General features: G+C 61.5%; 22 protein-coding genes. 9 read left to right on the top strand and 13 right to left on the bottom strand.

Annotated elements, in window-relative coordinates:
• Nucleotides 1–50: 50 nt before the first annotated feature.
• From purT to PSH96_RS23475, 5 genes are all read right to left on the bottom strand, one after another.
• Nucleotides 51–1,232 (bottom strand): formate-dependent phosphoribosylglycinamide formyltransferase, encoded by a 1,182-nt coding sequence (gene purT, locus PSH96_RS23455; RefSeq protein WP_305455413.1) that lies wholly within the window; start codon nt 1,230–1,232, stop codon nt 51–53.
• Between the two features lie 69 nt (nt 1,233–1,301).
• Nucleotides 1,302–1,769 carry a VUT family protein gene (locus tag PSH96_RS23460; RefSeq protein WP_056858699.1) on the bottom strand — a complete coding sequence of 156 codons (468 nt, stop codon included), beginning with the start codon at nt 1,767–1,769 and terminating at the stop codon, nt 1,302–1,304.
• A 205-nt stretch (nt 1,770–1,974) separates the two neighbouring features.
• Nucleotides 1,975–2,190: a DUF1289 domain-containing protein gene (locus PSH96_RS23465; protein WP_138449462.1), complete on the bottom strand. Its 216-nt coding sequence runs from the start codon at nt 2,188–2,190 to the stop codon at nt 1,975–1,977.
• Nucleotides 2,187–2,711 (bottom strand): gamma carbonic anhydrase family protein, encoded by a 525-nt coding sequence (locus PSH96_RS23470; protein WP_071485746.1) that lies wholly within the window; start codon nt 2,709–2,711, stop codon nt 2,187–2,189. Before PSH96_RS23470 ends, PSH96_RS23465 begins: the two co-directional genes overlap by 4 nt.
• A 35-nt stretch (nt 2,712–2,746) precedes the next feature.
• Nucleotides 2,747–3,349: a CoA pyrophosphatase gene (locus tag PSH96_RS23475; RefSeq protein ID WP_056858702.1), complete on the bottom strand. Its 603-nt coding sequence runs from the start codon at nt 3,347–3,349 to the stop codon at nt 2,747–2,749.
• A 146-nt stretch (nt 3,350–3,495) separates the two neighbouring features.
• Between PSH96_RS23475 and PSH96_RS23480 the strand changes: the two genes are divergently transcribed.
• The 7 genes from PSH96_RS23480 to nagE all read left to right on the top strand — a co-directional run bounded on the left by PSH96_RS23480 (nt 3,496) and on the right by nagE (nt 11,998).
• Nucleotides 3,496–4,044: an NUDIX hydrolase gene (locus tag PSH96_RS23480; RefSeq protein ID WP_305455420.1), complete on the top strand. Its 549-nt coding sequence runs from the start codon at nt 3,496–3,498 to the stop codon at nt 4,042–4,044.
• Nucleotides 4,045–4,080: 36 nt separating this feature from the next.
• On the top strand, nt 4,081–4,584 hold the full coding sequence (locus PSH96_RS23485) for a murein L,D-transpeptidase family protein (protein ID WP_065930385.1): 504 nt from the start codon (nt 4,081–4,083) through the stop codon (nt 4,582–4,584).
• 271 nt (nt 4,585–4,855) lie between these two features.
• Nucleotides 4,856–5,614 carry a GntR family transcriptional regulator gene (locus PSH96_RS23490; protein WP_099549346.1) on the top strand — a complete coding sequence of 253 codons (759 nt, stop codon included), beginning with the start codon at nt 4,856–4,858 and terminating at the stop codon, nt 5,612–5,614.
• 10 nt (nt 5,615–5,624) lie between these two features.
• Nucleotides 5,625–6,731: an N-acetylglucosamine-6-phosphate deacetylase gene (nagA, locus tag PSH96_RS23495; protein WP_305455422.1), complete on the top strand. Its 1,107-nt coding sequence runs from the start codon at nt 5,625–5,627 to the stop codon at nt 6,729–6,731.
• Nucleotides 6,724–7,734 carry an SIS domain-containing protein gene (locus PSH96_RS23500; RefSeq protein WP_370694380.1) on the top strand — a complete coding sequence of 337 codons (1,011 nt, stop codon included), beginning with the start codon at nt 6,724–6,726 and terminating at the stop codon, nt 7,732–7,734. Before nagA ends, PSH96_RS23500 begins: the two co-directional genes overlap by 8 nt.
• A 29-nt stretch (nt 7,735–7,763) precedes the next feature.
• On the top strand, nt 7,764–10,274 hold the full coding sequence (gene ptsP, locus PSH96_RS23505; protein WP_305455425.1) for a phosphoenolpyruvate--protein phosphotransferase: 2,511 nt from the start codon (nt 7,764–7,766) through the stop codon (nt 10,272–10,274).
• Nucleotides 10,275–10,300: 26 nt separating this feature from the next.
• Nucleotides 10,301–11,998, top strand: coding sequence for an N-acetylglucosamine-specific PTS transporter subunit IIBC (gene nagE / locus PSH96_RS23510; protein ID WP_305455427.1), 1,698 nt, complete (start codon nt 10,301–10,303; stop codon nt 11,996–11,998).
• A gap of 152 nt (nt 11,999–12,150) precedes the next feature.
• Here nagE and PSH96_RS23515 read toward each other — a convergent pair whose 3' ends face one another.
• A complete protein-coding gene (locus PSH96_RS23515) occupies nt 12,151–12,414 on the bottom strand; it encodes a DUF6124 family protein (protein ID WP_305455429.1) in 264 nt (87 codons plus the stop codon).
• Nucleotides 12,415–12,815: 401 nt separating this feature from the next.
• On the opposite strand from PSH96_RS23515, the gene PSH96_RS23520 reads away from it, so the two are divergent.
• A protein-coding gene (locus PSH96_RS23520) for an IS3 family transposase (RefSeq protein WP_370694308.1) occupies nt 12,816–13,951 on the top strand; the annotation gives its coding sequence in 2 pieces (ribosomal slippage) (nt 12,816–13,065 and nt 13,065–13,951; 1,137 coding nt in all).
• Nucleotides 13,952–14,113: 162 nt separating this feature from the next.
• Here PSH96_RS23520 and PSH96_RS23525 read toward each other — a convergent pair.
• The 4 genes from PSH96_RS23525 to purL all read right to left on the bottom strand — a co-directional run bounded on the left by PSH96_RS23525 (nt 14,114) and on the right by purL (nt 19,691).
• A complete protein-coding gene (locus PSH96_RS23525; protein ID WP_305455432.1) occupies nt 14,114–14,575 on the bottom strand; it encodes a RidA family protein in 462 nt (153 codons plus the stop codon).
• A 236-nt stretch (nt 14,576–14,811) separates the two neighbouring features.
• The gene (locus PSH96_RS23530; RefSeq protein ID WP_305455433.1) at nt 14,812–15,279 is read right to left on the bottom strand and encodes a RidA family protein; all 468 of its coding nucleotides are present in this window, start codon (nt 15,277–15,279) and stop codon (nt 14,812–14,814) included.
• A 199-nt stretch (nt 15,280–15,478) separates the two neighbouring features.
• Nucleotides 15,479–15,790, bottom strand: coding sequence for an NGG1p interacting factor NIF3 (locus tag PSH96_RS23535; protein ID WP_305455435.1), 312 nt, complete (start codon nt 15,788–15,790; stop codon nt 15,479–15,481).
• Between the two features lie 4 nt (nt 15,791–15,794).
• Nucleotides 15,795–19,691 carry a phosphoribosylformylglycinamidine synthase gene (purL, locus tag PSH96_RS23540; RefSeq protein WP_056858713.1) on the bottom strand — a complete coding sequence of 1,299 codons (3,897 nt, stop codon included), beginning with the start codon at nt 19,689–19,691 and terminating at the stop codon, nt 15,795–15,797.
• A gap of 287 nt (nt 19,692–19,978) precedes the next feature.
• On the opposite strand from purL, the gene mltF reads away from it, so the two are divergent.
• On the top strand, nt 19,979–21,439 hold the full coding sequence (gene mltF / locus PSH96_RS23545; RefSeq protein ID WP_058422684.1) for a membrane-bound lytic murein transglycosylase MltF: 1,461 nt from the start codon (nt 19,979–19,981) through the stop codon (nt 21,437–21,439).
• A 139-nt stretch (nt 21,440–21,578) separates the two neighbouring features.
• Here mltF and PSH96_RS23550 read toward each other — a convergent pair whose 3' ends face one another.
• The 3 genes from PSH96_RS23550 to PSH96_RS23560 form a co-directional block, all read right to left on the bottom strand.
• Complete coding sequence (locus PSH96_RS23550) at nt 21,579–21,857, bottom strand: PTS transporter subunit EIIB (RefSeq protein ID WP_065930377.1); 279 nt, start codon at nt 21,855–21,857, stop codon at nt 21,579–21,581.
• Between the two features lie 2 nt (nt 21,858–21,859).
• The gene (ptsP, locus tag PSH96_RS23555; RefSeq protein WP_305455441.1) at nt 21,860–24,391 is read right to left on the bottom strand and encodes a phosphoenolpyruvate--protein phosphotransferase; all 2,532 of its coding nucleotides are present in this window, start codon (nt 24,389–24,391) and stop codon (nt 21,860–21,862) included.
• Between the two features lie 203 nt (nt 24,392–24,594).
• Nucleotides 24,595–25,815: a carbohydrate porin gene (locus PSH96_RS23560; protein WP_305455443.1), complete on the bottom strand. Its 1,221-nt coding sequence runs from the start codon at nt 25,813–25,815 to the stop codon at nt 24,595–24,597.
• Nucleotides 25,816–25,867: the final 52 nt, after the last annotated feature.

A 25,867-nucleotide genomic window follows, 5' to 3' on the forward strand; every position in this document is an offset into this window, starting at 1 on the left:
AATACATTTCAAATGTGGGAGCTGGCTTGCCTGCGAAAGGCGCGCCTCGGTTACAGCTCTACAACAACAGCTTTGGAAGCACGGGTAGCCTTCGCACGGGCCGCCTCGATCGACTCATCCCGCGCCAACGCCACACCCATGCGGCGCTGCCCCTTCACTTCTGGCTTACCAAACAGACGCAAGGCCGTGTCCGGCTCGCTCAAGGCCGCACCGAGGTTGGCGAATGCCGTCTGAGTCGACTGCCCTTCCACCAGGATCACCGCCGAAGCCGAAGGCCCGAACTGGCGGATCAACGGAATCGGCAGGCCCAGGATGGCGCGCGCGTGCAGCGCAAACTGCGACAGGTCCTGAGAAATCAGGGTCACCAAACCGGTGTCATGGGGGCGCGGCGACACTTCGCTGAACCACACCTGATCGCCCTTGATGAACAACTCCACGCCAAACAGGCCACGGCCACCCAACGCCTCAGTCACGGCTTTGGCAACGCGCTCGGATTCAGCCAGGGCAATCGGGCTCATGGCTTGCGGCTGCCAGGATTCCTGATAGTCGCCCTTCTCCTGACGGTGCCCCACTGGCGCACAGAACGTGGTGCCACCGATGTGACGCACGGTCAGCAGGGTGATTTCGTAGTCGAAGTCGATAAAACCTTCGATGATCACGCGGCCTTTGCCGGCACGCCCGCCTTCCTGGGCGTAATCCCAGGCTTTTTGCACATCGTCGGTGCTGCGCAGCAGGCTCTGGCCCTTGCCCGACGAACTCATCACCGGCTTGACCACACACGGGAAGCCCAGGTCTTGCACGGCCTTGCTGTAGTCTTCGAAGGTGTCGGCGAAGTGGTACGGCGAGGTTGGCAGGTCCAGCTCTTCGGCGGCCAGGCGACGGATGCCTTCGCGGTTCATGGTCAGCGAGGTGGCGCGCGCGGTCGGGATCACGGTGAAGCCTTCGGCTTCCAGTTCCACCAGCGTTGCAGTGGCGATGGCTTCGATTTCCGGCACGATGAAGTGCGGCTTTTCGGCCTCGATCACCGCACGCAGGGCGGCGCCGTCGAGCATGTTGATCACGTGGCTGCGGTGCGCCACCTGCATGGCCGGTGCGTTGGCGTAGCGATCCACGGCAATCACTTCAACGCCCAGGCGTTGCAGTTCGATTACCACTTCCTTGCCCAGCTCACCGCAGCCACACAGCAAAACGCGGGTCGCGGTTGGCGACAATGGAGTTCCGATTCGGGTCATCTCAGGTCCTCAGGGGAGCGGATCATGGGGAGAAAGGCCGGCATTTTACATGAACTGTAAAAATTGGCCTCAGTTGGCGACAGCCCGTTTGCGCATGCGCCAAGCCATGATCAGCCACACCACCGTGACCCCGGCAAATTTCGACACCAGCGCGGTGCCGGCCACTGCCGGTGTGAGCGCGCCGATCAGGCCGAAGAAGATAAAGGTATCGAGGGGAATACTCAGCGCCGAACTTATCCACAGGCGGTCGTGCAGCGGGCGCTTGGTGATGCTGAACACCAGCCAGTCGATGCACTCGGACACCGCAAACGCCGTGGCGCTGGCCAGGGCGATGGACGGGTCGGAGGTGATGTACGACAACACCAGTGCCGCCAGCATGGCGATGATCGCGCCATGGCCGAAACGGGTTTGCACCATGTCGCGCAGGATAAACACCAGGCCGCCCCAGGCGGACCAGATGACATCCAGGTGCGGGGCGGTGGAGAAAGCGAAGTTGATCAGCACGACGCTGCTGATGTAGGCGATCAGGAAGAGCATGGGGCGAGGGACCTATGGGTAATGCCGCACAGGTTAATGCACAAACAATCACTGTGGCGAGGGAGCTTGCTCCCGCTGGGGCACGAAGCGGCCCTTATACAGGTGATTGCGGCATAGCTGAATAAATGCAGTCGCCTGATGTGGGGCTGCTTCGCAGCCCAGCGGGAGCAAGCTCCCTCGCCACAAAAAGAAGCATTCCAACAGTTCAGGCGCCGGACTTCCCCGGCATCATCCACACCAACCCACTCGCCATCGCCCGCTCATGGCACAACCCCAGCACCACCCGGCGCTCGGCATTGTCCATGCGGCTCCAGCGCGTAATCTCATCCACCGTACGCTGGCAGCCGGTACAAATATCATCATCGTCCAGCGCACAAATGCTCACGCACGGCGAGGCGACGGGGCGTTCAACCGGGTTCATTCTTCCTGCTCAACCAGGTCACGCGCATAGCGCTGCGCGTTATGCACATAGTGCGCGGCGCTGGCTTCGAGCATGCGCTTCTGCGCCTCGGTCAGCTCACGTACCACCTTGCCCGGCGAGCCCATCACCAGCGAGCCATCGGGGATTTCCTTGCCCTCGCCAATCAGCGAATTGGCGCCGATGATGCAATGTTTGCCGATCTTGGCGCCGTTAAGGATCACCGCGTTGATGCCGATCAGGCTGTAGTCGTCGACGGTGCAGCCGTGCAGCATGGCGTTATGGCCGATGGTCACGCCGGTGCCCAGGGTCAGCGGGTAGCCCATGTCGGTGTGCATCACGCTGCCGTCTTGCACATTGCTGTTCTTGCCGATCAGGATCAGTTCGTTATCGCCACGCAATACTGCGTTGAACCAGACGTTGGCGCCCTCTTCCAGCTTGACCTTGCCGACCAGCGTGGCATTCGGCGCCACCCAGCTGTGCGGGTGCGTCTCGACGCGGGCGTCGCCCAGGCGGTATTTCATGGTGTGTCCTCACGGCTGGCCATTCAAGCGATGGCTTAGATATTGATAAAGCTTTTAGGCGGCTGGTGCAGGCTGATCTGGGCGTCGTCATAGAGCAGGTTGATCAGCTCCACGATCATGATCGCCGTCAGCCCCCAGATCTTGTATTCACCAAATCGATAACTGGGCACATACCAACTGCGGCCCTGATAGTCGATGCGGTGGGTGTGTTCGCGCGGGTCCTGACGGAAAAACTCCAGCGGCACGCTGAACACGGCGGCGATCTCGGCATCGTTGGCCAGGTATTCGACGTAATCGGGGATCACACCGACGTAGGGCGTAACCCGAATACCGTGCAGGGAAATCAACGGGCTTAACGGGCCGATCACTTCCACCAGACCGGGCGGCAGGCCGATTTCTTCTTCGGCTTCGCGCAGTGCGGTAAAAATCAGGTCCGGGTCTTCGGGGTCACGCCGCCCGCCGGGAAACGCCACTTCGCCACCGTGGGTCGACAGGCCGCTGGCGCGCAGGGTCAGGATCAGTTCGGGTTCGTCGCTGCGGGTAATCGGCACCAACACCGCGGCCTCGGGGAAACGCCCATCGGTTTCCAACGTGTGGGGGGTGTGATTGCTTACCCGGCGAAGTAGCTCGTCCAGCATGAGTCATCTCGATCTGTTGGCTACCATGCATCATGCACCAAAGCAGGCGGGCGCCCAACCCCAAAACCACTGGCGTGTCGCTAAACGACAACTTGCAGGGCCCTGCCCACCGAGCCAAGATAGACGCACTTTCCAGGAACCCCAGCATGAATTTCTGCAGCCAGTGCGGTAAACCGGTTACCCAACGCATTCCCGAAGGCGACGGCCGCCTGCGCTACGTGTGTGATCACTGCTCGACCATTCACTACCAGAACCCCAATATCGTCGCCGGCACCGTGCCGGTGTGGGGCGACAAAGTGCTGCTGTGCCGTCGCGCCATCGAACCGCGCCTGGGTTACTGGACCCTGCCCGCAGGCTTTATGGAAAACGGCGAAACCGTGGAGCAGGCCGCCGCCCGCGAAACCCTGGAAGAAGCCTGCGCCCGCGTGCGCAACCTGAGCCTCTATACCCTGATCGATGTGCCGCACATCAGCCAGGTGCATATCTTCTACCGCGCCGAGCTGGTTGACCTGGACTTCGCCGCAGGCCCCGAGAGCCTTGAAGTGAAGCTGTTCAATGAAGCCGACATCCCTTGGTCCGAGCTGGCTTTCCGCACGGTCGGGCGTACCTTAGAATGCTTCTTCGCTGACCGCAGGCAACAGCTGTTCCCGGTGCGCAGCGAGTCAGTGCCGCCGATGACGCGGCCAGCCAAATAACTCCAGGCAGCACCTTCTACAAGGGAAACCGTTTTAATGCGTTGGTTGCTCGCTCTGATCTGCCTGTCGTTCGCCAGCCTGTCTTGGGCCTCCACGGTGGAAACCCTCGGCGGCAAACCGGTCGAGAAAATCCTGGTGCTCAAGTCCGCCCATCAGTTGCAACTGATCAATGACGGCAAACCGCTCAAGACCTACCGCATCTCGCTCGGCAAAAACCCCAAGGGCACCAAACTGATGGAAGGCGACCGCCGCACGCCAGAGGGCTTCTACTGGATCGACTGGCGCAAGACCAGCGACCGCTTCAACCTGGCCATGCACATCTCCTACCCCAATATCAGCGACTCGGCCCGCGCGCGCCGCGAGGGCGTGAAACCGGGCAGCATGATCATGATCCACGGCACCCCCGACACCGAGGAATACCCGGAACAGTGGTTTCACACCCTGGACTGGACCGACGGTTGCATCGGCATGCGCAACGTGGACATGCGCGAAGTGTGGAACCTGGTCAAAGACGGCACCCTGATCGAGATTCGGCCGTAATCGCCTACCGCTCGTAAAATAAGTCAAAAATAAATCAAAAAAAATCCTGCCCAGGACAGCGCCTGCCGGTGAATACCAGTTCACCCCGCGGGCTGCGCAATTCTGCGCGCACTCAAGACCTCTCTAATACCACTTGATACCAGGCACCCTTAATGTGCGCTGAAACAGGCTGCCGCACTGTTTTCGCTGCATTGACATGGTATTTAAGTGGTATTAATTTCCGGCCAATACCGGGCGACAACACTCCAATAACGCATCGGAAACCTGACAGATGAATCCCATACTGGCGCTGCGCCCTGACGACAAACAGTCCACGCCGCTGTACCTGCAATTGGCCCGCAAGCTCGAAGCGGCGATCCATGCCGGCGAGTGGAAATCCGAGCAGGCCTTGCCGTCGGAACGGGTCCTTAGTGAGCAACTGAGTATTTCCCGCGTCACCGCGCGCAAAGCCCTGGAAGTGCTGTTTGCCCAAGGCTTGATTCGTCGCAGCCAGGGTTCCGGGACCTTTATCACCCCGCGTCTGGAGCAACCGCTGTCGCGCCTGTCGGGGTTCAGCGAGATGTTGCGGCTCAAGGGCTTTGTGCCCACGTCCCAGTGGCTGGAGCGCGACATCACCCCGCCGACCCACGAAGAACTGATCCGCCTGGGCCTGTCGCCGACCGACAAAGTGGCGCGGCTCAAACGCCTGCGTAAGGCTGACGACACCGTAATGGCAATTGAAATGACCGCCATGCCCGCCTCCGTGCTGCCAAACCCGCAAGCCATCGGCAATTCGCTGTACGAATACCTGGAAAGCATCGGCAAACCGGTGGTGCGCGCACTGCAACATATCCAGGCGATCAATGCCTCCGATGAGTTCGCCAAACTGGTCGGCATCGCCCCCGGCACCGCCATGCTGCTGATGACCCGGGTCGGCTACACCGCCGACAACACGCCGATTGAAATCACCGACACCTACTGCCGCAACGACTACTACGACTTCGTCGCAGAGCTGCGCCGCAATGACTACTCCGCTGAACTGCGAGTTTAGAGAACTGCCCATGTCCGAAGACAACATCCTCACGCCCGGCGGCTGGATTCGCGGCCGCCTGGTGAACGAACACGGCAAGGTAGTCGCCATCGACGGCACGCCGTGCGACCCGAACGACAATGACCTGCCCTACTTGCTGCCAGGCTTTATCGACCTGCACGTTCACGGCGGTGGCGGCAAAGACATCATGGAAGGCACCGACGCCTTCGAGACCATCACCCGCACCCACGTGCGTTTTGGTACGACGTCGCTGCTGGCCACCACCATGACCGCACCGGTGGATGAAATCTCCCGCGTGCTCGGCGAACTCGGCACGTTCTGCGAGCAGCGTCCTAGAGGCAGCGCCCGCGTCCTCGGCGTGCACCTGGAAGGCCCTTACATCAATCCGGGAAAACTCGGCGCGCAGCCCAACTTTGCCCACACCGCGTTGATGGCCGAAGTGGAAGCCTACCTGCGCCTGGCGCCGATCCGGGTGATCACCATTGCTCCGGAAATCGCCGGCCACGATGCCTTGATCCGCGCCCTCAGCGAACGCGGCGTGCGCATGCAAATCGGCCACACCCTGGGCAGCTATGAAGAAGGCGTCGCGGCCCTTGCCGCCGGCGCCACCAGCTTCACGCATTTGTATAACGCCATGAGCCCGCTGCATCACCGCGAACCGGGCATCGTCGGCGCCGCGTTGGCCCACGCCAAGTACGCAGAATTGATCCCGGATTTGCTGCACGTGCATCCCGGCGCCATACGCGTGGCCCTGCGCTCGATCCCGTGCCTGTACTGCGTCACCGATTCCACCGCCGCCGCCGGCATGCCCGACGGCGAATACAAGCTGGGCAGCCACACCGTGACCAAATGCCTGGGCGGCGTGCGCCTGGCCGACGGCACCCTGGCCGGCAGCACCCTGACCATGGACCAGGCGCTGCGCAACCTGGTGAAAATCGGCCTGCCGATCAGCGAAGCCTCACAACGCCTGTCGCAATTTCCTGCGGACTATTTGGGCCTGGAAGAACGCGGGCGCCTGCAACCCGGCAGCTTTGCCGACTGCGTGCGTTTGGACCGCTCCCTGACACTCACCGACGTAATGGTCGAAGGAGAAACCATTGACTTCAAAAATGCTTGAAGAGGCCCTGGCCTCCTGTCACGCCGTTGAGGCACAACTGCAGCGCCTCAACCCGATGCTGGAGGAAGTGGCCGGGCGCCTGCGCCGTCAGCCGCCGCAAGTGGCGATGACCATCGCCCGTGGCAGTTCGGACCACGCCGCCAGCTACTTTGCCTATCTGGCCATGCAGCATGTGGGCATTCCAGTGGCGTCGTTGCCAATGTCGGTGGTGACCCTGCTGCAAGCGCCGTTAAAGGTCAGCGGCCAGGTGGCGTTCGGCTTCTCCCAGTCGGGGCAAAGCCCGGACCTGGTCAACAGCCTGCGCCTGCTGCGCAAACGCGGGGTTTTGAGCATTTCGATGGTCAACGCCGAAGACTCACCACTGGAAGCCGCGTGTGAATTCCATGTGCCGCTGTGCGCCGGACCGGAGCAGAGTGTCGCCGCGACCAAAAGCTTTATCGCCACGTTAAGCGCCAGCGCGCAGTTGATCGGCCACTGGAACCAGGACTTGTTGCTGCTGCAAGCCTGCCAGGCCTTGCCCGACGGTTTGCGCGAAGCCGCCACCCAGGATTGGACGCCCGCCATCGAAGCCCTGCGCAGCAGCCAACGCCTGATTGTAATCGGCCGTGGCGCCGGTTTTGCCATCGCCCAGGAAGCCGCGCTCAAGCTCAAGGAAACCTCGGCGATCCAGGCCGAGGCCTTCAGCAGCGCCGAGGTGCGCCACGGGCCGATGGCCTTGATCGATGAAAACTACCCACTGCTGGTGTTCGCCCCACGTGGCGCCGAGCAAGCCGGTTTGTTGAGCCTGGCTGCCGATATGCGTCAACGCGGCGCCCGCGTCTTGCTGGCCGCGCCCGACGATATCGTGGAACGCGACCTGACCCTGAGCCGCGCCGAACACCCAAGCCTGGACCCGATCCTGGCGATCCAAAGCTTCTACGTGATGGCCGCCGGCCTGGCGGAGGCCCGGGGCATGGACCCGGACCAGCCGCGCCACCTGAGCAAAGTTACCCGCACTCACTGAGTCGCGTTTTCCTGATGAGTACCGTGCCCATGTCCTACAACAATAATGAATTGACCCTAAGCGCCCCACTCAGTGGCCCGGTGCTGAGCCTGGGCAACGTTCCCGATGAAGTGTTCGCCAGTGGCGCCATGGGCGACGGTATTGCCATCGACCCGCTGAACGACTGCCTGCACGCGCCCTGTGACGGCGTGATCAGCCACGTCGCCCGCACCGGGCACGCGCTGACCATTCGCGCCGACAACGGTGCCGAAGTGTTGATGCACGTGGGCATCGACACCGTGGAATTGAACGGCGAAGGCTTTGCCCTGCTGGTCAAGGAAGGCGCACGGGTGAGCCAGGGCCAGGCGCTGGTGCAGTTTGATCTGGACCGCATTGCGCGCCAGTGCAAAAGCCTGGTCAGCCTGATCATCCTGACCAATGGCGAGGGTTTTGAGCTACGGCCGGTGGCAGGAACAATCGTCAAGGTGGGTGAGCCATTGCTGCACATTGCCGCGCGTTCGGCAGCGCCGTTGCAGGCGGCTGTGGATAACTCAGTCACCGAAGTGCGCGCCAGCGTGCGCATTACCCACCGTGGCGGCTTGCATGCACGCCCCGCCGCGCTGGTGCGCAAGGCCGCGCAAGGGTTCAATTGCCATGCAGAGCTGCACTTCGCCGGCAAGTCGGCGCCGTGCGACAGCCTGATTGGCTTGATGGGGTTGGGCATTGGTGAAGGTGATGAAGTGCGCATCACCTGTCGCGGCACCGATTGCGAGGCGGCGCTGCGGGCATTGGTGGCCGCACTCTCGGTTGCCGTGAGTGAAGAACACCACGCGCCGGTAGCCGTGGCTCCGCGTCGGGCGAACACCGAAGCCGGTGTATTGCAAGGCGTGTGCGCCGCGCCCGGTCTGGTCTGTGGGCCGCTGTTTCGCCTCACCGGTATCGAACTGCCGCAAGACACCGGCAAGCATGTCGCCGACGAACAACTGCAGCGCCTGGACACCGCCCTGGAGCAAGTGCGCGGCGAAATCCGCAGCACCCTGGCGCAGGCACGCCAACGCAAGAACGTCGAAGAAGAAGACATCTTCGCCGCCCACCTTGCACTGTTGGAAGACCCTACCCTGCTGGACGCCGCCACCGGTGCTATCGAGCAAGGCAGCGCCGCCACCCACGCCTGGCGCGATGCGATCCAGGCGCAATGCGCGGTGTTGCTGGCGTTGGGCAAACCGCTGTTTGCCGAGCGCGCCAACGACCTGCGCGACCTGCAACAACGGGTGCTGCGCGCGCTGTTGGGCGAAACCTGGCACTTCGAATTGCCGGCCGGCGCGATTGTCAGCGCCCATGAACTGACCCCCTCCGACCTGCTGCAACTGAGCGCACAAAACGCCGTGGGTATTTGCATGGCCGAAGGTGGCGCAACGTCCCACGTCGCGATTTTGGCCCGAGGCAAAGGCTTGCCCTGTGTGGTCGCGCTGGGCGCCGAAGTGCTCGACGTGCCCCAAGGCCAACGCGTGGTGCTGGACGCGGCCAACGGTCGCCTGGAGCTGGCACCCAGCGACGCGCGCCATGCCGAAGTGCACCAGATTCGCGATGCGCAGAAACTGCGCCGTCAGCAACAACAGGCCCAAGCCCGGCAAGCGGCACAAACCCGCGATGGCGTGAGCATTGAAGTGGCGGCCAATGTCGCCTCCAGTGCCGAGGCCCAAGTGGCGTTTGAAAACGGCGCCGATGGTGTGGGCCTGCTGCGCACCGAATTCCTGTTTGTCGACCGCCGCACCGCGCCGGATGAGCAAGAGCAACGCCAGGCCTACCAGGCCGTGCTGGATGCCATGGGCGACAAGTCGGTGATCATCCGCACCATCGACGTGGGCGGCGACAAACAGCTCGACTACCTGCCGTTGCCGGTTGAGGCCAACCCGGTGCTGGGCCTGCGCGGCATTCGCCTGGCGCAGGTGCGCCCGGACGTGCTCGACCAACAACTGCGTGCGCTGCTGCAAGTGGCCCCATTAGAGCGCTGCCGCATCCTGCTGCCGATGGTCAGCGAGGTGGATGAATTGCTTCATATCCGCCAGCGTCTGGATGAACTGTGCGCGGAGCTGGAGCTGACCCAGCGCCCGGAACTGGGCGTGATGATCGAAGTGCCCGCCGCCGCGCTGATGGCCGAGCAACTCGCCAAACACGCGGACTTTTTATCCATCGGCACCAATGACCTGTCCCAGTACACCCTGGCCATGGACCGCGACCACGCGGGCCTGGCCGCACGGGTGGATGCCTTGCACCCGGCGCTGCTGCGCTTGATCGCGCAAACCTGCGCCGGCGCCGCCAAACATGGGCGTTGGGTGGGTGTATGCGGCGCCCTGGCGTCCGACCCGCTGGCCACGCCGGTGCTGGTTGGCCTGGGTGTGAGTGAACTGTCGGTAAGCCCGCCGCAAATCGGAGAAATCAAGGACCGCGTCCGCCACCTGGACGCGGCGCAATGCCGGCAATTGAGCCAAGGCCTGCTCGACCTGAGCAGCGCCAAGGCCGTTCGCCAAGCCTGTCAACACCACTGGCCGCTGAGCTGAAAACAACAAGAATAGGGAGACACGCCATGTACCAACATTTCATCGAAGGCCTGCAACGCCTCGGCCGCGCGCTGATGCTGCCGATCGCGATTCTGCCGATCGCCGGGCTCTTGCTGCGCCTGGGCGACACCGACCTTTTGAACATCGCGGTGATGCACGATGCCGGGCAAGCCATTTTCGCCAACCTCGCGCTGATCTTCGCCATCGGTATTGCCGTGGGTTTTGCCCGCGACAATAACGGCACGGCGGGTTTGGCCGGGGCGATTGGTTACCTGGTGATGATCTCCACGCTCAAGGTGATGGATACCACCATCAACATGGGCATGCTCGCCGGTATCGCCAGCGGCTTAATGGCCGGTGGGCTGTATAACCGCTTCAAGGACATCAAGCTGCCGGAGTACCTGGCCTTCTTTGGTGGGCGACGGTTTGTGCCGATTGTCACCGGGTTTTCGGCGGTCGCTCTGGGCGTGATCTTCGGCCTGATCTGGCCGCCGATCCAGCACGGCATCAATAGCTTCGGCGTGTTGCTGATGGAAAGCGGCAGCTTTGGCGCGTTCGTGTTTGGTGTGTTCAACCGCCTGCTGATCGTCACCGGCCTGCACCATATCCTCAACAACATGGCGTGGTTTGTGTTCGGCAGCTTTACCGACCCGACCACCGGCGCCATCGTCACCGGCGACCTGACCCGTTATTTTGCCGGCGACCCGAAAGGCGGCCAGTTCATGACAGGCATGTTCCCGGTCATGCTGTTCGGCCTGCCCGCCGCGTGTTTGGCGATGTACCGCAATGCACTGCCGGAACGCCGCAAGGTCATGGGCGGGATTTTTCTGTCGATGGCGCTGACTTCGTTCCTCACCGGCGTGACTGAGCCGATCGAATTCGCGTTCATGTTCCTTGCGCCATTTTTGTACCTGATCCACGCGGTGCTCACCGGCCTGTCGATGGCCGTAACCAATATGTTGAATATCCACCTGGGCTTTACCTTCTCTGGTGGTTTTATCGACATGGTGCTCGGTTGGGGCAAGTCCACCAATGGCTGGCTGGTGTTCCCGGTGGGGTTGGCTTACGCGGTGATTTACTACAGCGTGTTCAACTACTGCATTCGCCGGTTCAACCTGAAGACACCGGGCCGTGAAGACATCCAGGTGGTGCAGGCTGAGGTGATGACGGATAACCAGCGGGCCAGCGCCTACATTCGTGCGCTGGGCGGTGCGGAGAATCTGCTGAGCGTGGGTGCATGCACTACACGTCTGCGCCTGGACATGGTGGATCGCAACAAAGCAGTGGATGCACAGTTGAAAGCACTCGGCGCCATGGCCGTGGTTCGGCCGGGTAACGGCGGAAGTTTGCAGGTGGTGGTGGGGCCGATGGCCGACAGCATTGCCGATGAGATTCGCCTGGCGATGCCATCGTTTGTTGCCAGTGCGCCAGTGGCGGTTACACCTGTGGATAAGCCGGTTGCAGTGAATGTGCAGGAAGCCGAGAAGTGGCTGAGTGCCTTGGGTGGTCGCGCGAATGTGCGCCAGCTGGAAGCGGTGGCGATGACCCGGTTGCGGGTGGAACTGGGGGATGATTCAGTGCTGTCTGAAGCGGACCTGACTGCGCTGGGTTGCCAGGGTGTGAGCCAGCTGGACAGCGGGGTTTGGCACTTGTTGATTGGTGACAAGGCCACTGGATTGGGCGAGGCGCTGGAGCGACTGGTTACCCGCCCAATCAACGCCTGACCACCACTGTGGCGAGGGAGATTGCTCCCGCTGGGCTGCGCAGCAGCCCCTTGCCCAGCCTACACATTCTTTCAGAAAGAACTCTGTGGCAGGTTTTGGGGGCGCTTCGCACCCCAGCGGGAGCAAGCTCCCTCGCCACAGAGTGGGTGTCTTCAGTTGCTGATGGGGATTTCTTGTAGATCCAACACTCGGTCCACCATCAACTGAATACCTTCCAGCATCCGATGAATCCCCAGCACCGCATCGCGCTGCGGGCCGTCGATGTCAAAGGCCAAGTTGCCTGCCAGTGCTTGAAGTGATGCCAGGTCTTGGGAGGCATTGGCGAGCAGGGTTTCGCTGTTCAGGTTGGGGAGTACGGAGAAGATTTGATCGGTGGGCTGAGAATCAGATGGGGGATTTGGACTGTCTTTGATCATGGTGTGTTTCCTAGTGAGAGTTTAGGAACTACCAGCATCACTTGCAGATGATGGGTGGCAGCTGTGCGCGGGCCTGCAAGACCGAGTCCCACCAGCACCTCGGTAGACCCGAAGGTCTCCCGCACACAGCAGCCATAAATGACGACCATGAAAAAGCGCCGCAATTATAAAGGCGCTTAGGAGTAACTGGTGAGGTTTCGGCGGGCTTGCAGTCCCGATCGCTGAATTGGCAGCGACTGGCAAAGGTTAATAAGGTGAGTTCCTAGGGACAACCTGAAAAGCCTGTGGGAAAGATCTGAGCCGCCTGCCCCGGCGCCATCGCAGGCAAGCTGAACTGGCCTAATGATTTTGGACACTTCAATCGGGCGCTATGATGGCGCCCAAATCTGAGGTGTTTGGATATGCGCAAATCTTATTCGAGTGAGTTCAAGCTCAAAGCTGCCAGCATGGTGCTGGATGAAGGGCTGCAGGTTCCCGAGGTGTGCGCCAGTTTGGATATTGGCCCTACAGCCTTGCGCCGCTGGGTGGATCAGGTGCGTAAAGAGCGATTAGGCTCGACGCCGGTAGGCGCCAAGGCGATTACTGCCGATCAACGAGAGATTCAGAGGCTCAAAGCGTTGCTTCGGGAGAAAGACCTGGACATCGAAATCCTAAAAAAGGCCAGTGCTCTCCTGCTTTTGGACGCCAAAGATCATTCACGCTGATCGATGAGCTGGACGAGCAGTACGGCGTCAACAGGTGTTGCCGGGCGTTCGGCGTCAACAGAAGTAGCTTTTACGCTTGGCGTCAGCGCCAAGGCAGAGCAAATCCTGAGCGGGAGAAGCTCAAGGCCGCGCTGGTCAGGCATCACAAGGCATCGCGGGCTTCTGCGGGAGCGAGAACTTTGGCGAAGGAGCTGCAAGAGAAAGGGCATCGCATCGGGCGGTACTTGGCTCGCAGTTTGATGCGCGAAGCGGGGATCGCCAGCCGTCAGCGCCGACGTCACAAGTACAAATCGCCCGGCGTGGAAGCGTTAGTGGCCCCGCATGTGCTCAAGCGCAAGTTTGATGTGACGGCGGTTAACCAGGTGTGGTGTGGAGACGTGACGTACATCAAAGTCGGGAAGCGGTGGCTGTATTTCGCCGCAGTTCTGGATTTGTTTGCTCGTCGGGTCGTGGGTTGGTCGTTTTCTATGATTTCCGATGCCACGCTGACCTGCGAGGCTTTGCGGATGGCAGTTGAGCTTAGAGGCCGCCCTAAAGACGTGCTGTTTCACTCAGACCAAGGTTGTCAGTACACGAGCCATAAGTTCAGGAATGAGCTGCTGGAACATGAGCTACGGCAAAGCATGAGTCGTAAAGGCGAATGCTGGGATAACGCTCCGATGGAGCGCTTCTTCGGAAGTTTGAAATCAGAATGGGTGCCTGAGACGGGCTATGAATCAGAGCATGAGGCCCGGGCAGATGTGCAGCGCTATGTCTCTCGCTACAACATCTCCAGGCCTCACAGTTACAACGATTACCGGTCGCCGGTCGTCAGGGAGAGACTGGCGGCGTGAACCTTAAATGGTGTCCAAGATTACTTGACCAGTTCAAGCCAGCTCCCACAGACTGCTCGACCAACTGTGGGAGCTGGCTTGCCTGCGATTGGTCCTTACAGGCAACAAAAAACCCGCTGACCAAACCGGCCCAGCGGGTTTCTAGTATTCACAATCCAACCATCACTTCGCCGCAATGCACTCCATTTCCATGCGAGCATCCCAGGCGAGTTGGTTACCGCCGAAGGCGCTGCGAGCCGGGTACGGCTTTTTGAAATACTCTTTGTACACGTCGTTGAAGGCTGGCCACTCTTTGATATCAGCCAGCATCACCGTGCACTTGACCACATCCTTGAGCTCGTAGCCGTTGGCTGCAAGCGTGGTTTTGATGTTCTCGATGGCCCGGCGCGATTCCGGCACGATACCGCCAGGCACCACCTTGTGGGTGCCGGCAGCGTCGCCGAGTGCGCCAGAGGTGTAGAACACGTTGCCTACACGTACACCGTCGGAAAACGGCAGGTTAAAACGCCCCGAATCATAGAACTGGACGTTGCCCTTAGCCTCGGGCTTACCGGCCCACGCGCCGCCGATGCCAACCAACATGGCCGACAGAACACCGACTGAAACCCACTGCAATATCTTCATGATAGGACACCTTGCTGCTGGGTCTAGGCCCTGGACATCCACACGCACACGTATGTGGGCGTGCTGTCTCTGGCTCTCCAGCCCAGCAGCACACTATCTTCCCGGGTGATAACGCCTCTGTAGGGGCTTTCCGGTTTCTCTGGTCAAATCGCCCTACTCACAATGTTTTATTCCGGGCACAAAAAACCCGCTGTCCGTTATGACCCAGCGGGTTTCTTGTATTCACAACTCACCCATCACTTCGCCGCAATGCACTCGATTTCCATGCGGGCATCATAGGCCAACTGGTTACCGCCGAACGCGCTGCGCGCCGGGTAAGGTTTTTTGAAGTACTCCTTGTACACATCATTGAAGGCTGGCCACTCTTTGATATCGGCCAGCATCACCGTGCACTTGACCACATCCTTGAGCTCGTAGCCGTTAGCCTTGAGCGTCGCTTTGATGTTGTCCAGGGCCTGGCGGGACTCCGGCACGATGCCGCCTGGCACCAGCTTGTTGGAGCCGGCTGCGTCACCGATTTCGCCCGAGGTGTAGAACACTTTGCCCACTCGTACACCATCGGAGAATGGCAGGTTGAAACGCCCCGAATCATAGAATTGGACATTGCTCATGGCCTTGACTTCGGGCTTGCCGGCCCACGCGCCTCCGGCGCCAATCAACATAGCTGCCAGAGCACTGCCTGCGATCCACTGGTTTTTCTTCATCTAGGAACACCTTCTCGACTGGGTCTAAGCCCGAGACATCCACGCGCCCGCCGATGCGGATGCGTTGTCTCGTAGCACCTGCGCGGCACACTACCGTCGCTGGCGACAAAGCCTCTGTAGGGGTTCTCTGTTTTCAAGCCACAAAAAAACCCGCTGTCCTTGATGGCCCAGCGGGTTTCTTGTTTTCACAGCCAGCGAATCAAAAATCCGCCAACTGCCACACCTCATAGGCAGGCGTCTCATACGGATGACTGAGTTTGAGCGCAGCCACAACAGCCACGATCAACTCATCCGCCACCACCAGCTCAACCTTCCATTCTTCAACCACTTCAACCTGGCCGACTTGCCCGAGAAACGGCTGGCTGCCGTCCAACGCGCGGAATTGGCCCTGGCCCAGCACTTGCCAGGCGCAGCTGTCGTAGTCGCCGATGCGCCCGCCACCGGCTGCGAAGACGGCGGTTTTCACCGTTTCCACATGGCTGTCGGGCACAAAGAAGGCGAGCTTGTACACCGCCTTAGTTCACCCAAACGCGAGCGTTGCGGAACATGCGCATCCAGGCGCCGTCTTCGTTCCACTCTTCCGGGCGCCACGAGTTCTGCACGGCGCGGAACACACGCTCCGGGTGCGGCATCATGATGGTCACACGACCGTCGCGGCTGGTAAGGCCGGTGATCCCGCGCGGCGAGCCGTTCGGGTTGGCCGGGTAGCTTTCGGTGACCTTGCCGTGGTTGTCGACGAAACGCATGGCCACGCAACCGGACAGGTCGGCTTCCAGCAAGGCTTCTTCGCTGGAGAATTCAGCGTGGCCTTCACCGTGGGCGATGGCGATTGGCATGCGCGAACCGGCCATGCCTTGCAGGAAGATCGAGTTGGATTCCTGCACCTGCACCATGGCAACACGGGCTTCGAACTGCTCGGAACGGTTGCGCACAAAGTGCGGCCAGAACTCGCTGCCCGGGATCAGTTCGCTGAGGTTGGACATCATCTGGCAACCGTTGCACACACCCAGGGTGAAGCTGTCGTTGCGCTCGAAGAAGCCCTGGAACGCATCACGGGCACGGCTGTTGAACAAGGCCGATTTGGCCCAGCCTTCACCGGCACCCAGCACGTCGCCGTAGGAGAAACCGCCGCAGGCGACGAGGCCTTTGAACTCGTTGAGGTCAACGCGACCGGCGAGGATATCGCTCATGTGCACGTCGATCGCATTAAAGCCGGCGCGGTCGAACGCGGCCGCCATTTCCACCTGGCCATTGACGCCCTGCTCACGCAGTACGGCAACTTGTGGGCGGATGCCTTTCTTGATGTAAGGCGCGGCGATGTCCTGGTTGACGTCGAAGCTGAGCTTGGTGCTCAGGCCCGGGTTGTCTTCTTCCAGGATCACGTCGAATTCCTGCTCGGCGCAGTCGGCGTTATCACGCAGGCGTTGGATCTGGTAGCTGGTCTCGGCCCACTGGCGTTGCAGCAAGCGACGCTGGCCGGCAAACACGGTGTCGCCGTTGAACGAGATGTTGATCTCGCCGTTGTTGATCGGCTGGCCGATCACCGCCACGCAGTCGTCCAGGCCAGCGGCGCTGAATTGAGCGAGTACGTCTGGAGTCGCGTCCTGGCGAACCTGGATCACGGCGCCCAACTCTTCGTTGAACAGGATGCCGTTGATTTCGGCAGCATCCTCGGCAACGCTGTCGAGCACGATGTTCAGGCCGCAGTGACCGGCAAACGCCATTTCGACAACGCTGGTCAGCAAACCGCCGTCGGAACGGTCGTGGTAAGCCAGCAGGTGGCCGTCGGCGTTCAGGCCCTGGATCACGGCGAAGAAGGCTTTGAGGTCTTCGGCGTCATCCACGTCCGGCGCGTGCTTGCCGAGTTTGCCGTGAGTTTGCGCGAGGATCGAGGCGCCCATGCGGTTCTGGCCACGGCCCAGGTCGATCAGGATCAGATCGGTGGTGCCCTTGTCCATGCGCAGTTGCGGGGTCAGGGTCTGGCGGATGTCGGTGACCGGTGCAAAACCGGTAACGATCAGCGACAGCGGCGAGGTGACGCTCTTGTCGGTGCCGTCTTCGTTCCAACGGGTGGCCATGGACATGGAGTCCTTGCCCACTGGAATGGTGATGCCCAGTTCCGGGCACAGCTCCATGCCGACAGCCTTGACGGTGTCGTACAGGCGCGCATCTTCACCTGGGTGACCGGCAGCGGACATCCAGTTGGCCGACAGTTTGATGTCAGACAGCTTGCCGATGCGCGAAGCGGCGATGTTGGTGAGGGTTTCACCAATGGCCATACGGCCCGACGCCGGGGCGTCCAGCAGGGCCAGCGGCGTACGCTCGCCCATGGCCATGGCTTCACCGGTGTACACATCGAAGCTGGTGGCGGTGACGGCAACGTCGGCCACCGGCACTTGCCATGGGCCGACCATTTGGTCACGGGCCACCAGGCCGGTGATGGTGCGGTCGCCAATGGTGATCAGGAAGCTTTTGCTCGCCACGGCCGGGTGGTGCAGCACGCGTTCGATGCTGTCGGCCAGTTCCAGCGTGCTTGGGTCGAAGTCATCGCCCAGCTCGGTTTCACGCACCGCCGAACGGTGCATACGCGGGGCTTTGCCCAGCAGCACTTCCAGTGGCATGTCGACCGGGCTGTTGCCGAAGTGGCTGTCGGTGACCGTCAGCTGTGGTTCGGCAGTGGCTTCGCCGACCACGGCAAACGGGCAACGCTCACGTTCGCAGATGGCCTGGAAGCGTGCGAAGTCTTCAGGGCCAACGGCCAGTACGTAGCGTTCCTGGGATTCGTTACTCCAGATTTCGTGCGGGGCCATGCCCGGCTCGTCGTTTGGAATGTTGCGCAGTTCGAAACGGCCACCACGGTCGCCATCGTTGACCAGCTCGGGGAAGGCGTTGGACAAACCGCCGGCGCCGACGTCGTGGATGAAGCTGATCGGGTTTTTGTCACCCAACTGCCAGCAACGGTCGATGACTTCCTGGCAGCGGCGTTCCATTTCCGGGTTTTCGCGCTGTACCGAAGCAAAATCCAGGTCTGCCGAGCTGGTGCCGGTGGCCATGGAGGATGCTGCACCGCCGCCCAGGCCGATCAACATCGCCGGGCCGCCGAGGACGATCAGCTTGGAGCCGACCAGGATCTCGCCTTTCTTGACGTGTTCTTCACGGATGTTGCCCATGCCGCCGGCCAACATGATTGGCTTGTGGTAGCCGCGCACTTCATCGCCACGCGGGGTGGTGATGGATTGTTCAAACGTACGGAAGTAGCCGGTAAGTGCCGGTCGCCCGAATTCGTTGTTGAACGCGGCGCCGCCCAGCGGGCCTTCGATCATGATGTCGAGTGCGGTAACGATGCGCTCAGGCTTGCCGTACGGCACTTCCCACGGCTGTTCGAAGCCTGGGATCTGCAGGTTGGACACAGTGAAACCGGTGAGGCCAGCCTTTGGCTTGGCGCCACGGCCGGTGGCGCCTTCGTCACGGATTTCGCCGCCCGAACCTGTGGCTGCGCCCGGGAACGGGGCAATCGCGGTCGGGTGGTTGTGGGTCTCAACCTTCATGAGGATGTGCACCGGCTCCTGCACCGCGCCGTACTGGCGGGTTTCAGGGTCCGGGAAGAAACGGCCGGCAACGGAGCCGACGATTACCGAGGCGTTGTCCTTATAAGCCGACAGAACGCCTTCGCTGTGCATCACGTAGGTGTTCTTGATCATGCCGAACAGGCTTTTTTCCTGGCTTTCGCCGTCGATGTCCCAACTGGCGTTGAAGATCTTGTGACGGCAATGCTCGGAGTTGGCCTGCGCAAACATCATCAGTTCGATGTCGTGCGGGTTGCGCTTCAAGCCATTGAAGGCGTCGACCAGGTAGTCGATCTCGTCTTCGGCCAGCGCCAGGCCCAGTTCGGTGTTGGCCTTCTCGAGGGCGGCGCGGCCACCGCCGAGCACGTCAATCGCGGTGAGCGGCTTGGGCTCGGCGTGGCTGAACAGGCCGGCAGCCTGTTCCAGCTGGCTGACGATGATCTGGGTCATGCGGTCGTGCAGGCTGCTGGCGATCAGCTCGGCTTCAGCGTCGCTGAACTGGCCAGCCACGTAGAAGGCGATGCCACGCTCAAGGCGCTGGATGCTCGACAGGCCGCAGTTACGGGCGATGTCGCTGGCCTTGCTCGACCAGGGCGAGATGGTGCCGAACCGCGGCAGAACCAGGAACAAGCGGCCGGTTGGCTCTTGAACGGGAACGCTGGGGCCGTACTTCAGAAGGCGTGCGAGCACTTGCTGTTCGTCGGCGGTCAAGACGCCGGTAACGTCGGCGAAGTGAGCAAATTCAGCATACAAGCCTGTAACCGCTGGAACCTTTTGGCTCAGTTGCTCAAGGAGTTTGCTGTGGCGAAAGGCAGAAAGGGCAGGAGCGCCGCGCAGGATCAACATCTTCGGGACAGCCTCGGGAAGGGGGTGTGCTTTGAGGCCGTGCATTCTAGCGTAAACCTGCGCCAACGGCACCCGAAACGGCACGGCTGGCCGCTGCCGAACGTCAGTTGGCAGGGATTGCACGCTTTCGGGGCGAAATCCTGGGGTTGGCGCGCAGTTATTTTAACCGTCACAAACCCTCGCGAACCCACGTTTCTGCGGGCTGCAGCCCGGTTTTGCGGGCGCTAGCAGACAAGTCAGCTGCTGTCGAGATATGGCGCCGAGGGCCGTTTGCGTATACTGCGCAGATGTTCTCCCCTACTGCTTTACGCCCGCGATGCGCCAAATGGCTGATCGCAACCGGACTCTTCCTGATGCTCAGCGCCTGTGTTGACAAGCCCAGCACGCTCGAGCGAATCAAGGAGGATGGCGTATTGCGGGTGATTACCCGGAACAGCCCGGCCACGTATTTCCAGGACCGCAACGGTGAAACCGGTTTCGAGTACGAACTGGTCAAGCGCTTTGCCGATGACCTGGGCGTGAAGCTGGAAATCGAGACCGCCGACAACCTTGATGACCTGTTCGGCCAGCTGGGCAAACCCAACGGCCCGGTTCTGGCGGCCGCAGGTTTAGTCAGCAGCGAGCAGCGCGCCCAACAGGTGCGTTTCTCCCATCCGTACCTGGAAGTCACCCCGCAGATCATCTACCGCAATGGCCAGTCGCGCCCGACCGGCCCGGCAGATCTGGTGGGCAAGAAGATCATGGTGCTCAAGGGCAGCACCCACGCCGAGCAATTGGCGGCGCTTAAAAAGCAGAACCCTGCGATTGAATACGAAGAGTCCGACGCCGTTGAGGTCGTGGACCTGCTGCGCATGGTGGACGAGGGCCAGATCGACCTGACCCTGGTGGACTCCAACGAAGTGGCCATGAACCAGGTGTATTTCCCCAACGTGCGCGTGGCCTTCGACCTCGGCAATGCCAGCAACCAGAGCTGGGCCGTGGCACCGGGGGAAGACAACAGCCTGCTCAACGAGATCAACAGCTACTTGGACAAGGTCGAGAAAAACGGCACGTTGCAGCGGCTTAAAGACCGTTACTACGGGCATGTCGATGTACTCGGCTATGTGGGCGCCTACACCTTCGCCCAGCATTTGCAGCAACGCCTGCCCAAGTACGAGAAACACTTTCGCACCTACGCCAAGGAAGAGAAGGTCGACTGGCGCCTATTGGCGGCCATCGGCTATCAGGAATCGCTGTGGCAACCGGCCGTCACCTCCAAGACCGGCGTGCGCGGCCTGATGATGTTGACCCAGAACACGGCCCAGGCGATGGGCGTGTCCAACCGCCTGGATGCCAAGCAAAGCATCATGGGCGGCGCCAAGTACCTGGCCAAGATCAAGGATGAGCTGGACGACAGCATTGCCGAGCCGGACCGCACCTGGTTCGCCCTCGCCGCTTATAACGTCGGCACCGGCCACCTGGAAGACGCGCGCACGCTGGCCAAGAAAGACGGCCTGAACCCGAACAAGTGGCTGGACGTGAAGAAGATGCTGCCGCGCCTGTCGCAGAAGCAGTGGTACAGCAAGACCCGCTACGGTTATGCGCGCGGTGGTGAGCCGGTGCATTTTGTCGCGAACATCCGGCGGTATTACGACATTCTCACCTGGGTGACCCAGCCGCAGCTGGAAGGCAACCAGGTGGTGGAAGGCAACCTGCACGTGCCGGGTATCGACAAGACCAAGCCGCCGGAAGATAACCCGCAGTTGTAAACCCAATCTCCCAAACACCCCATAACCCTGTGGGAGCCGGGCTTGCCCGCGATGGCGGCCGGCCAGTCAAAAAAATCGTTGTCTGACACACCGCTATCGCGGGCAAGCCCGCTCCCACATTTTTGATCTGCGCCTGGCTTCAGAGGCCGGTGAGCAGATGCACCACGCCGCCGCCCAACACCATCACCCCCGCAACACCCGCCGCCTTCAGCGCCTGCGCATCCAGCCGCCCCGCATCCTGCAACTGCACCCGCACCCGTGTCAGTGCCACGCGCTGTTGCGACTTGAGGTTATCCACACCGCCCAATGCGTTCAGCACCTCGGTCGACAACAGGCCCTGCGCCGGCGGCACCACCGCTTCGGCAATCAGATCCGGGGTCAGGGCCTTCCAGAACGCCCTTTGCAATTTCTCGAACATGCTCAGTGCTCCACGACAGGTGAGGTTTCAACGGTGGCCGCGTGGTACAGGCGCAGGGCCTCGCGGACTTGGGCGGCTTCTTCGAGGCCGAGCACCTGGCGGGCGATGATCTGGCAGTCGGCCAAGTCCAGCTCGCGCACGGTGGCCTTGATGGTCGGGATCAGCGGCACGCTGACCGACAGCTCATCCACTCCCAGCCCGATCAACACCGGCACCGCCAGTGCTTCAGACGCCAACGCGCCGCACACGCCGACCCACTTGCCATGGGCATGGGCGGCCTTGACCGTGGTGGCAATCAGGCGCAGCACCGACGGGTGAAAGCTGTCGGCCTGGCTGGCCAGACGCGGGTGGTCGCGGTCCATGGCCAGGGTGTATTGGGTAAGGTCATTGGTGCCGATGGAGAAGAAATCCACATGCGGCGCAAACACATCCGCCATCAGCGCCGCAGACGGTACTTCGATCATGATGCCCAGCTTTGGCAGCTCGGTAAGGCCCAGCGCCGTGGCTTCCTCTTCAAGGATCTTGCGCGCCAGGTGCAGCTCCGACAGCAGGCTGACCATCGGCAGCATGATATGCAGCCGTGCAAAGCCGGCACTCGCCAGGATCGCGCGGAACTGCTCACGCAGCAATTGAGGGCGCTCAAGGCACAGGCGAATACCGCGCAAGCCGAGGAACGGGTTGGTCTCGCGCTCCATCGGCACATAGGCCAAGGGTTTGTCGCCGCCCACATCCAGGGTACGCACCACCAGATTGCGCTGGGTGCCCAGGGCTCGGGCGATGGCGCTGTAGGTGCCGGCCTGCTCCTCGGGGCTGGGCGCGCGGTTGCGGTCCAGATAGAGGAACTCCGAGCGCAACAGGCCGACGCCTTCACCGCCCAGGGCCAGGGCTTGTTCCACCTCCTGCAACGAGGCGACGTTGGCGGTGACCTCAACGTGATGACCATCGCGTGTGATGCCGGGCAAGGCGGCCTGCTCCACTTCACGCTCACGTCGCAGTATGTGTTGCTTGCGCGTAGCCGCCAGTTGCTCGACAGCGGCCAGGTCAGGCTCCAGGTGCAGCTCGCCTTTGTCGGCATCGAGCAGCACCTGCTTGCCGTTGATCAGCGCCAGCGCCTGTGCCGGGACGCCACACAGCGACGGCAAACCAAGGGCTCGCGCCAGGATCGCCACATGGCTGGTGGCGCCGCCGCCGACGGTGACGAACCCCAACACTTTGCGCGTATCGAGGCCGGCGGTTTGCGAGGGGGTCAGTTGCTCGGCAATCACGATCGCACGATCCGGCAATTCCCAGGCGCTGTCTTCGATACCGAGGATCAACTTCAGTACACGCTGGCCAACATCGGCCAAATCCGCTGCGCGCTCAGCCAGCAACGCACTGCCCAGGCCGAGAAACAGCTTGGCGGTCGCGGCCGTGGCGCTGTTCCAGGCAAAGGCGGCGCTCTTGCCTTCGGTGAGCAGGCGATGGGCTTGCTCCAACAGGGTCGGGTCTTCAAGCAGTTCCTGATGGGCACGGAAGATCTCCGCCTGTGCGCCGCCAACCGCTTTGTCTTGCAACACTTGCAGCGCTTCGGTGGCTGCGAGTAAGGCGCGGGTCAGTGCGGCGTGTTCAACCGATTCACCCGCGCCCTGTTCCTCGATGTGCAGCTCGGGCTCCGCCACTTGAAACACCTGACCAAACGCGGAACCGGGCGAGGCACATACGCCGCGCAACAAGGTCGCCGATGACTCGGGCGGCTGTGTTTCAACCGGCGCAACAGACTCGTCGACCGTCTCACCGCAACCTTGCGCCAGCAGGGTTACCAACGCCTTGATAGCGGCGTCGGCGTCCTCTCCCGCCGCACTCACTTGCAAGGTATCGCCCTGCACGGTTTGCAGCGCCATGATCGCCACCAATGACTTGGCGTTGGCGCTCTGGGTTTGCTTGTGCAGGTAAATGCTGGCGTTGAAACCTTTGGCCGTTTGCGCCAGCACAGCGGCCGGGCGTGCGTGTAAACCGTTGGCATTGGGCAGTGTCAGCGGTTTGGAGAACAGTGCATCGCCCGCCTCCTCGCCCACGGTTTCACAGGCCTGGCCGGGTGAGACGTGCAACAGCGGCTGGCCCACGTCCACCGCGCCACTGCCCGGCGTCAGCCACACAAAGGGTTCGCCGCTGACCACCAGCATCAAGGTCAGCAAACTGCGCGCATTGAGCGCCACGTAGTCGGCATCGAACTCGATCAACGGCTGCCCGACCTCGACCCGCTGTCCTTCCCCGACCAGACGGGTGAAACCCTTGCCGGCCAGGTGCACCGTGTCCAGGCCGATATGCATCAGCACCTGTACGCCATTGTCGCCGGTGACGCTGACCGCATGCCCGGTGTCCTGGATATTGCTGATCACCCCGGCCAACGGCGCGCACAGGGTCTGGGAGGTGGGATCGATGCACAGGCCATCGCCGATCATGCGGCTGGCAAACACCGGGTCAGGCACCTGGTCCAGCGCCAGCAGTACCCCGGACAAGGGCGCCAGCAGTTCCAGGGGTTGAGTTGTGGTCATGACTTCACCTGCTGTTTTGTTCTGTAAAAATCATAGGGCGAACGACGATCCACTGTGGGAGCTGGCTTGCTGTGGCGAGGGAGCTTGCTCCCGTTGCCTGCGCAGCAGTCTCCGGCTCTTGGGGGCGCTTCGCCCCCCAGCGCAAGCAAGCTTGCTCGCCACAAAAGCCCGCTCCCACATTTGGGTCGTGTACACCCAAAGGTTTATTTCCACCAGTATTCGACTTGCACACCCACATTCGAACCATGCCGCGCCGTGCCATAGGCGCCGGTGTCGGACAACGCCGAGCCCGCCGCCAGTTCATTTGCCGCACGCTTGGCCGCCTCGTTCCAGGTTGCATAGGTGTAGTACAACCGCACTTCCGGCCGCGCCCAGAAATCCGGGCCGTTGGGTGACCAGGTCGGGGCGAAGGTGAATTTGCTCAGCTTGCGCGTGCCGCCGGCGGCCTCGACTTGATCATGCCCAAGCTCGGTGACCAGTTTGAACTGTTCGCTGATGGCATACGCCGGGCGCACACCGATGGACATCCAGGTCTGGTCCTGGCTGCCGGGGCGAATGTCCTTCTGATACACCGCCTCGACCTGCCCACCGAAACGCGGCGTTACCTGCCAGTCGAAAAACTCCACGGCGCGGTAGCTTTTGCTGCTCTTGTCCAAGGCGGTATCGCCGGTATAGCCCAAGCCCGTGCCGGGGCCTTCACCGTACTGCAAGGCGAATTTGTTCTTGCCGCCAAGAAACGGTTTTTGCACATGTTGCGCGGTGATCGCCCAACCGCTGTTGGCCTCACGACCGCCGGCTTTTTCGATGTAGCTCAAGCCAAATTCCAGCTCACCGCCAGGGTTGGTCTTGAAGCCTGCCACGTTGAAGTCGTGACGGGTGGCGTATTCCTTCTGGTACAGGTTGTCCTTGCGCGACAGCGCGTAGCTGTATTTGAGGTCGCCGATTTTCACGTCCTCGACACCGCCGCCCGTGGCGCTCTGGTTCCAGTAGTAGAAGTCGGAGATATGGATGTCATTACGCTTGTAGTAACGGCGCCCCGCCCATACCGAGCCGCCATTGAGGCTGGGCAGGTTGGACCACTGCGCATACATCTGCGGCATGCGTGCCGAGCCGTTGTCTTCACCCTGAAACTTCAAGGCTCGGTCGTATTTGTTGTACAACGAGGCCATGGCATCGACGCTCAGCACCGAGCCGTCGTCGAGGGTCAGCAGGTCCTGGCGCAATTCGAATTCGGCGTACTGCTCGCATTCGTTGCCCAGACGGTATTTGGATTGCGCCCCTGGCAGTTGGAAACATTGCTGTTTGCCACTGCCCGTTGAAGTCCCCGCGCCGCTGCGCAAGTAGCCGGCAAACTCCAGAGCCTGAGCGGCAAAAGGAGCAGTGAAACATGACGCAATGAGGCCCAGCTTTATTGTTGTTTTCATGAAGCACTCCGGTATTTTTATTATGTTTTTGGGTGAAGCGCCCCCGCACTCC

This window comes from Pseudomonas sp. FP2338, from assembly GCF_030687515.1.
Taxonomy (GTDB): domain Bacteria; phylum Pseudomonadota; class Gammaproteobacteria; order Pseudomonadales; family Pseudomonadaceae; genus Aquipseudomonas; species Aquipseudomonas salomonii.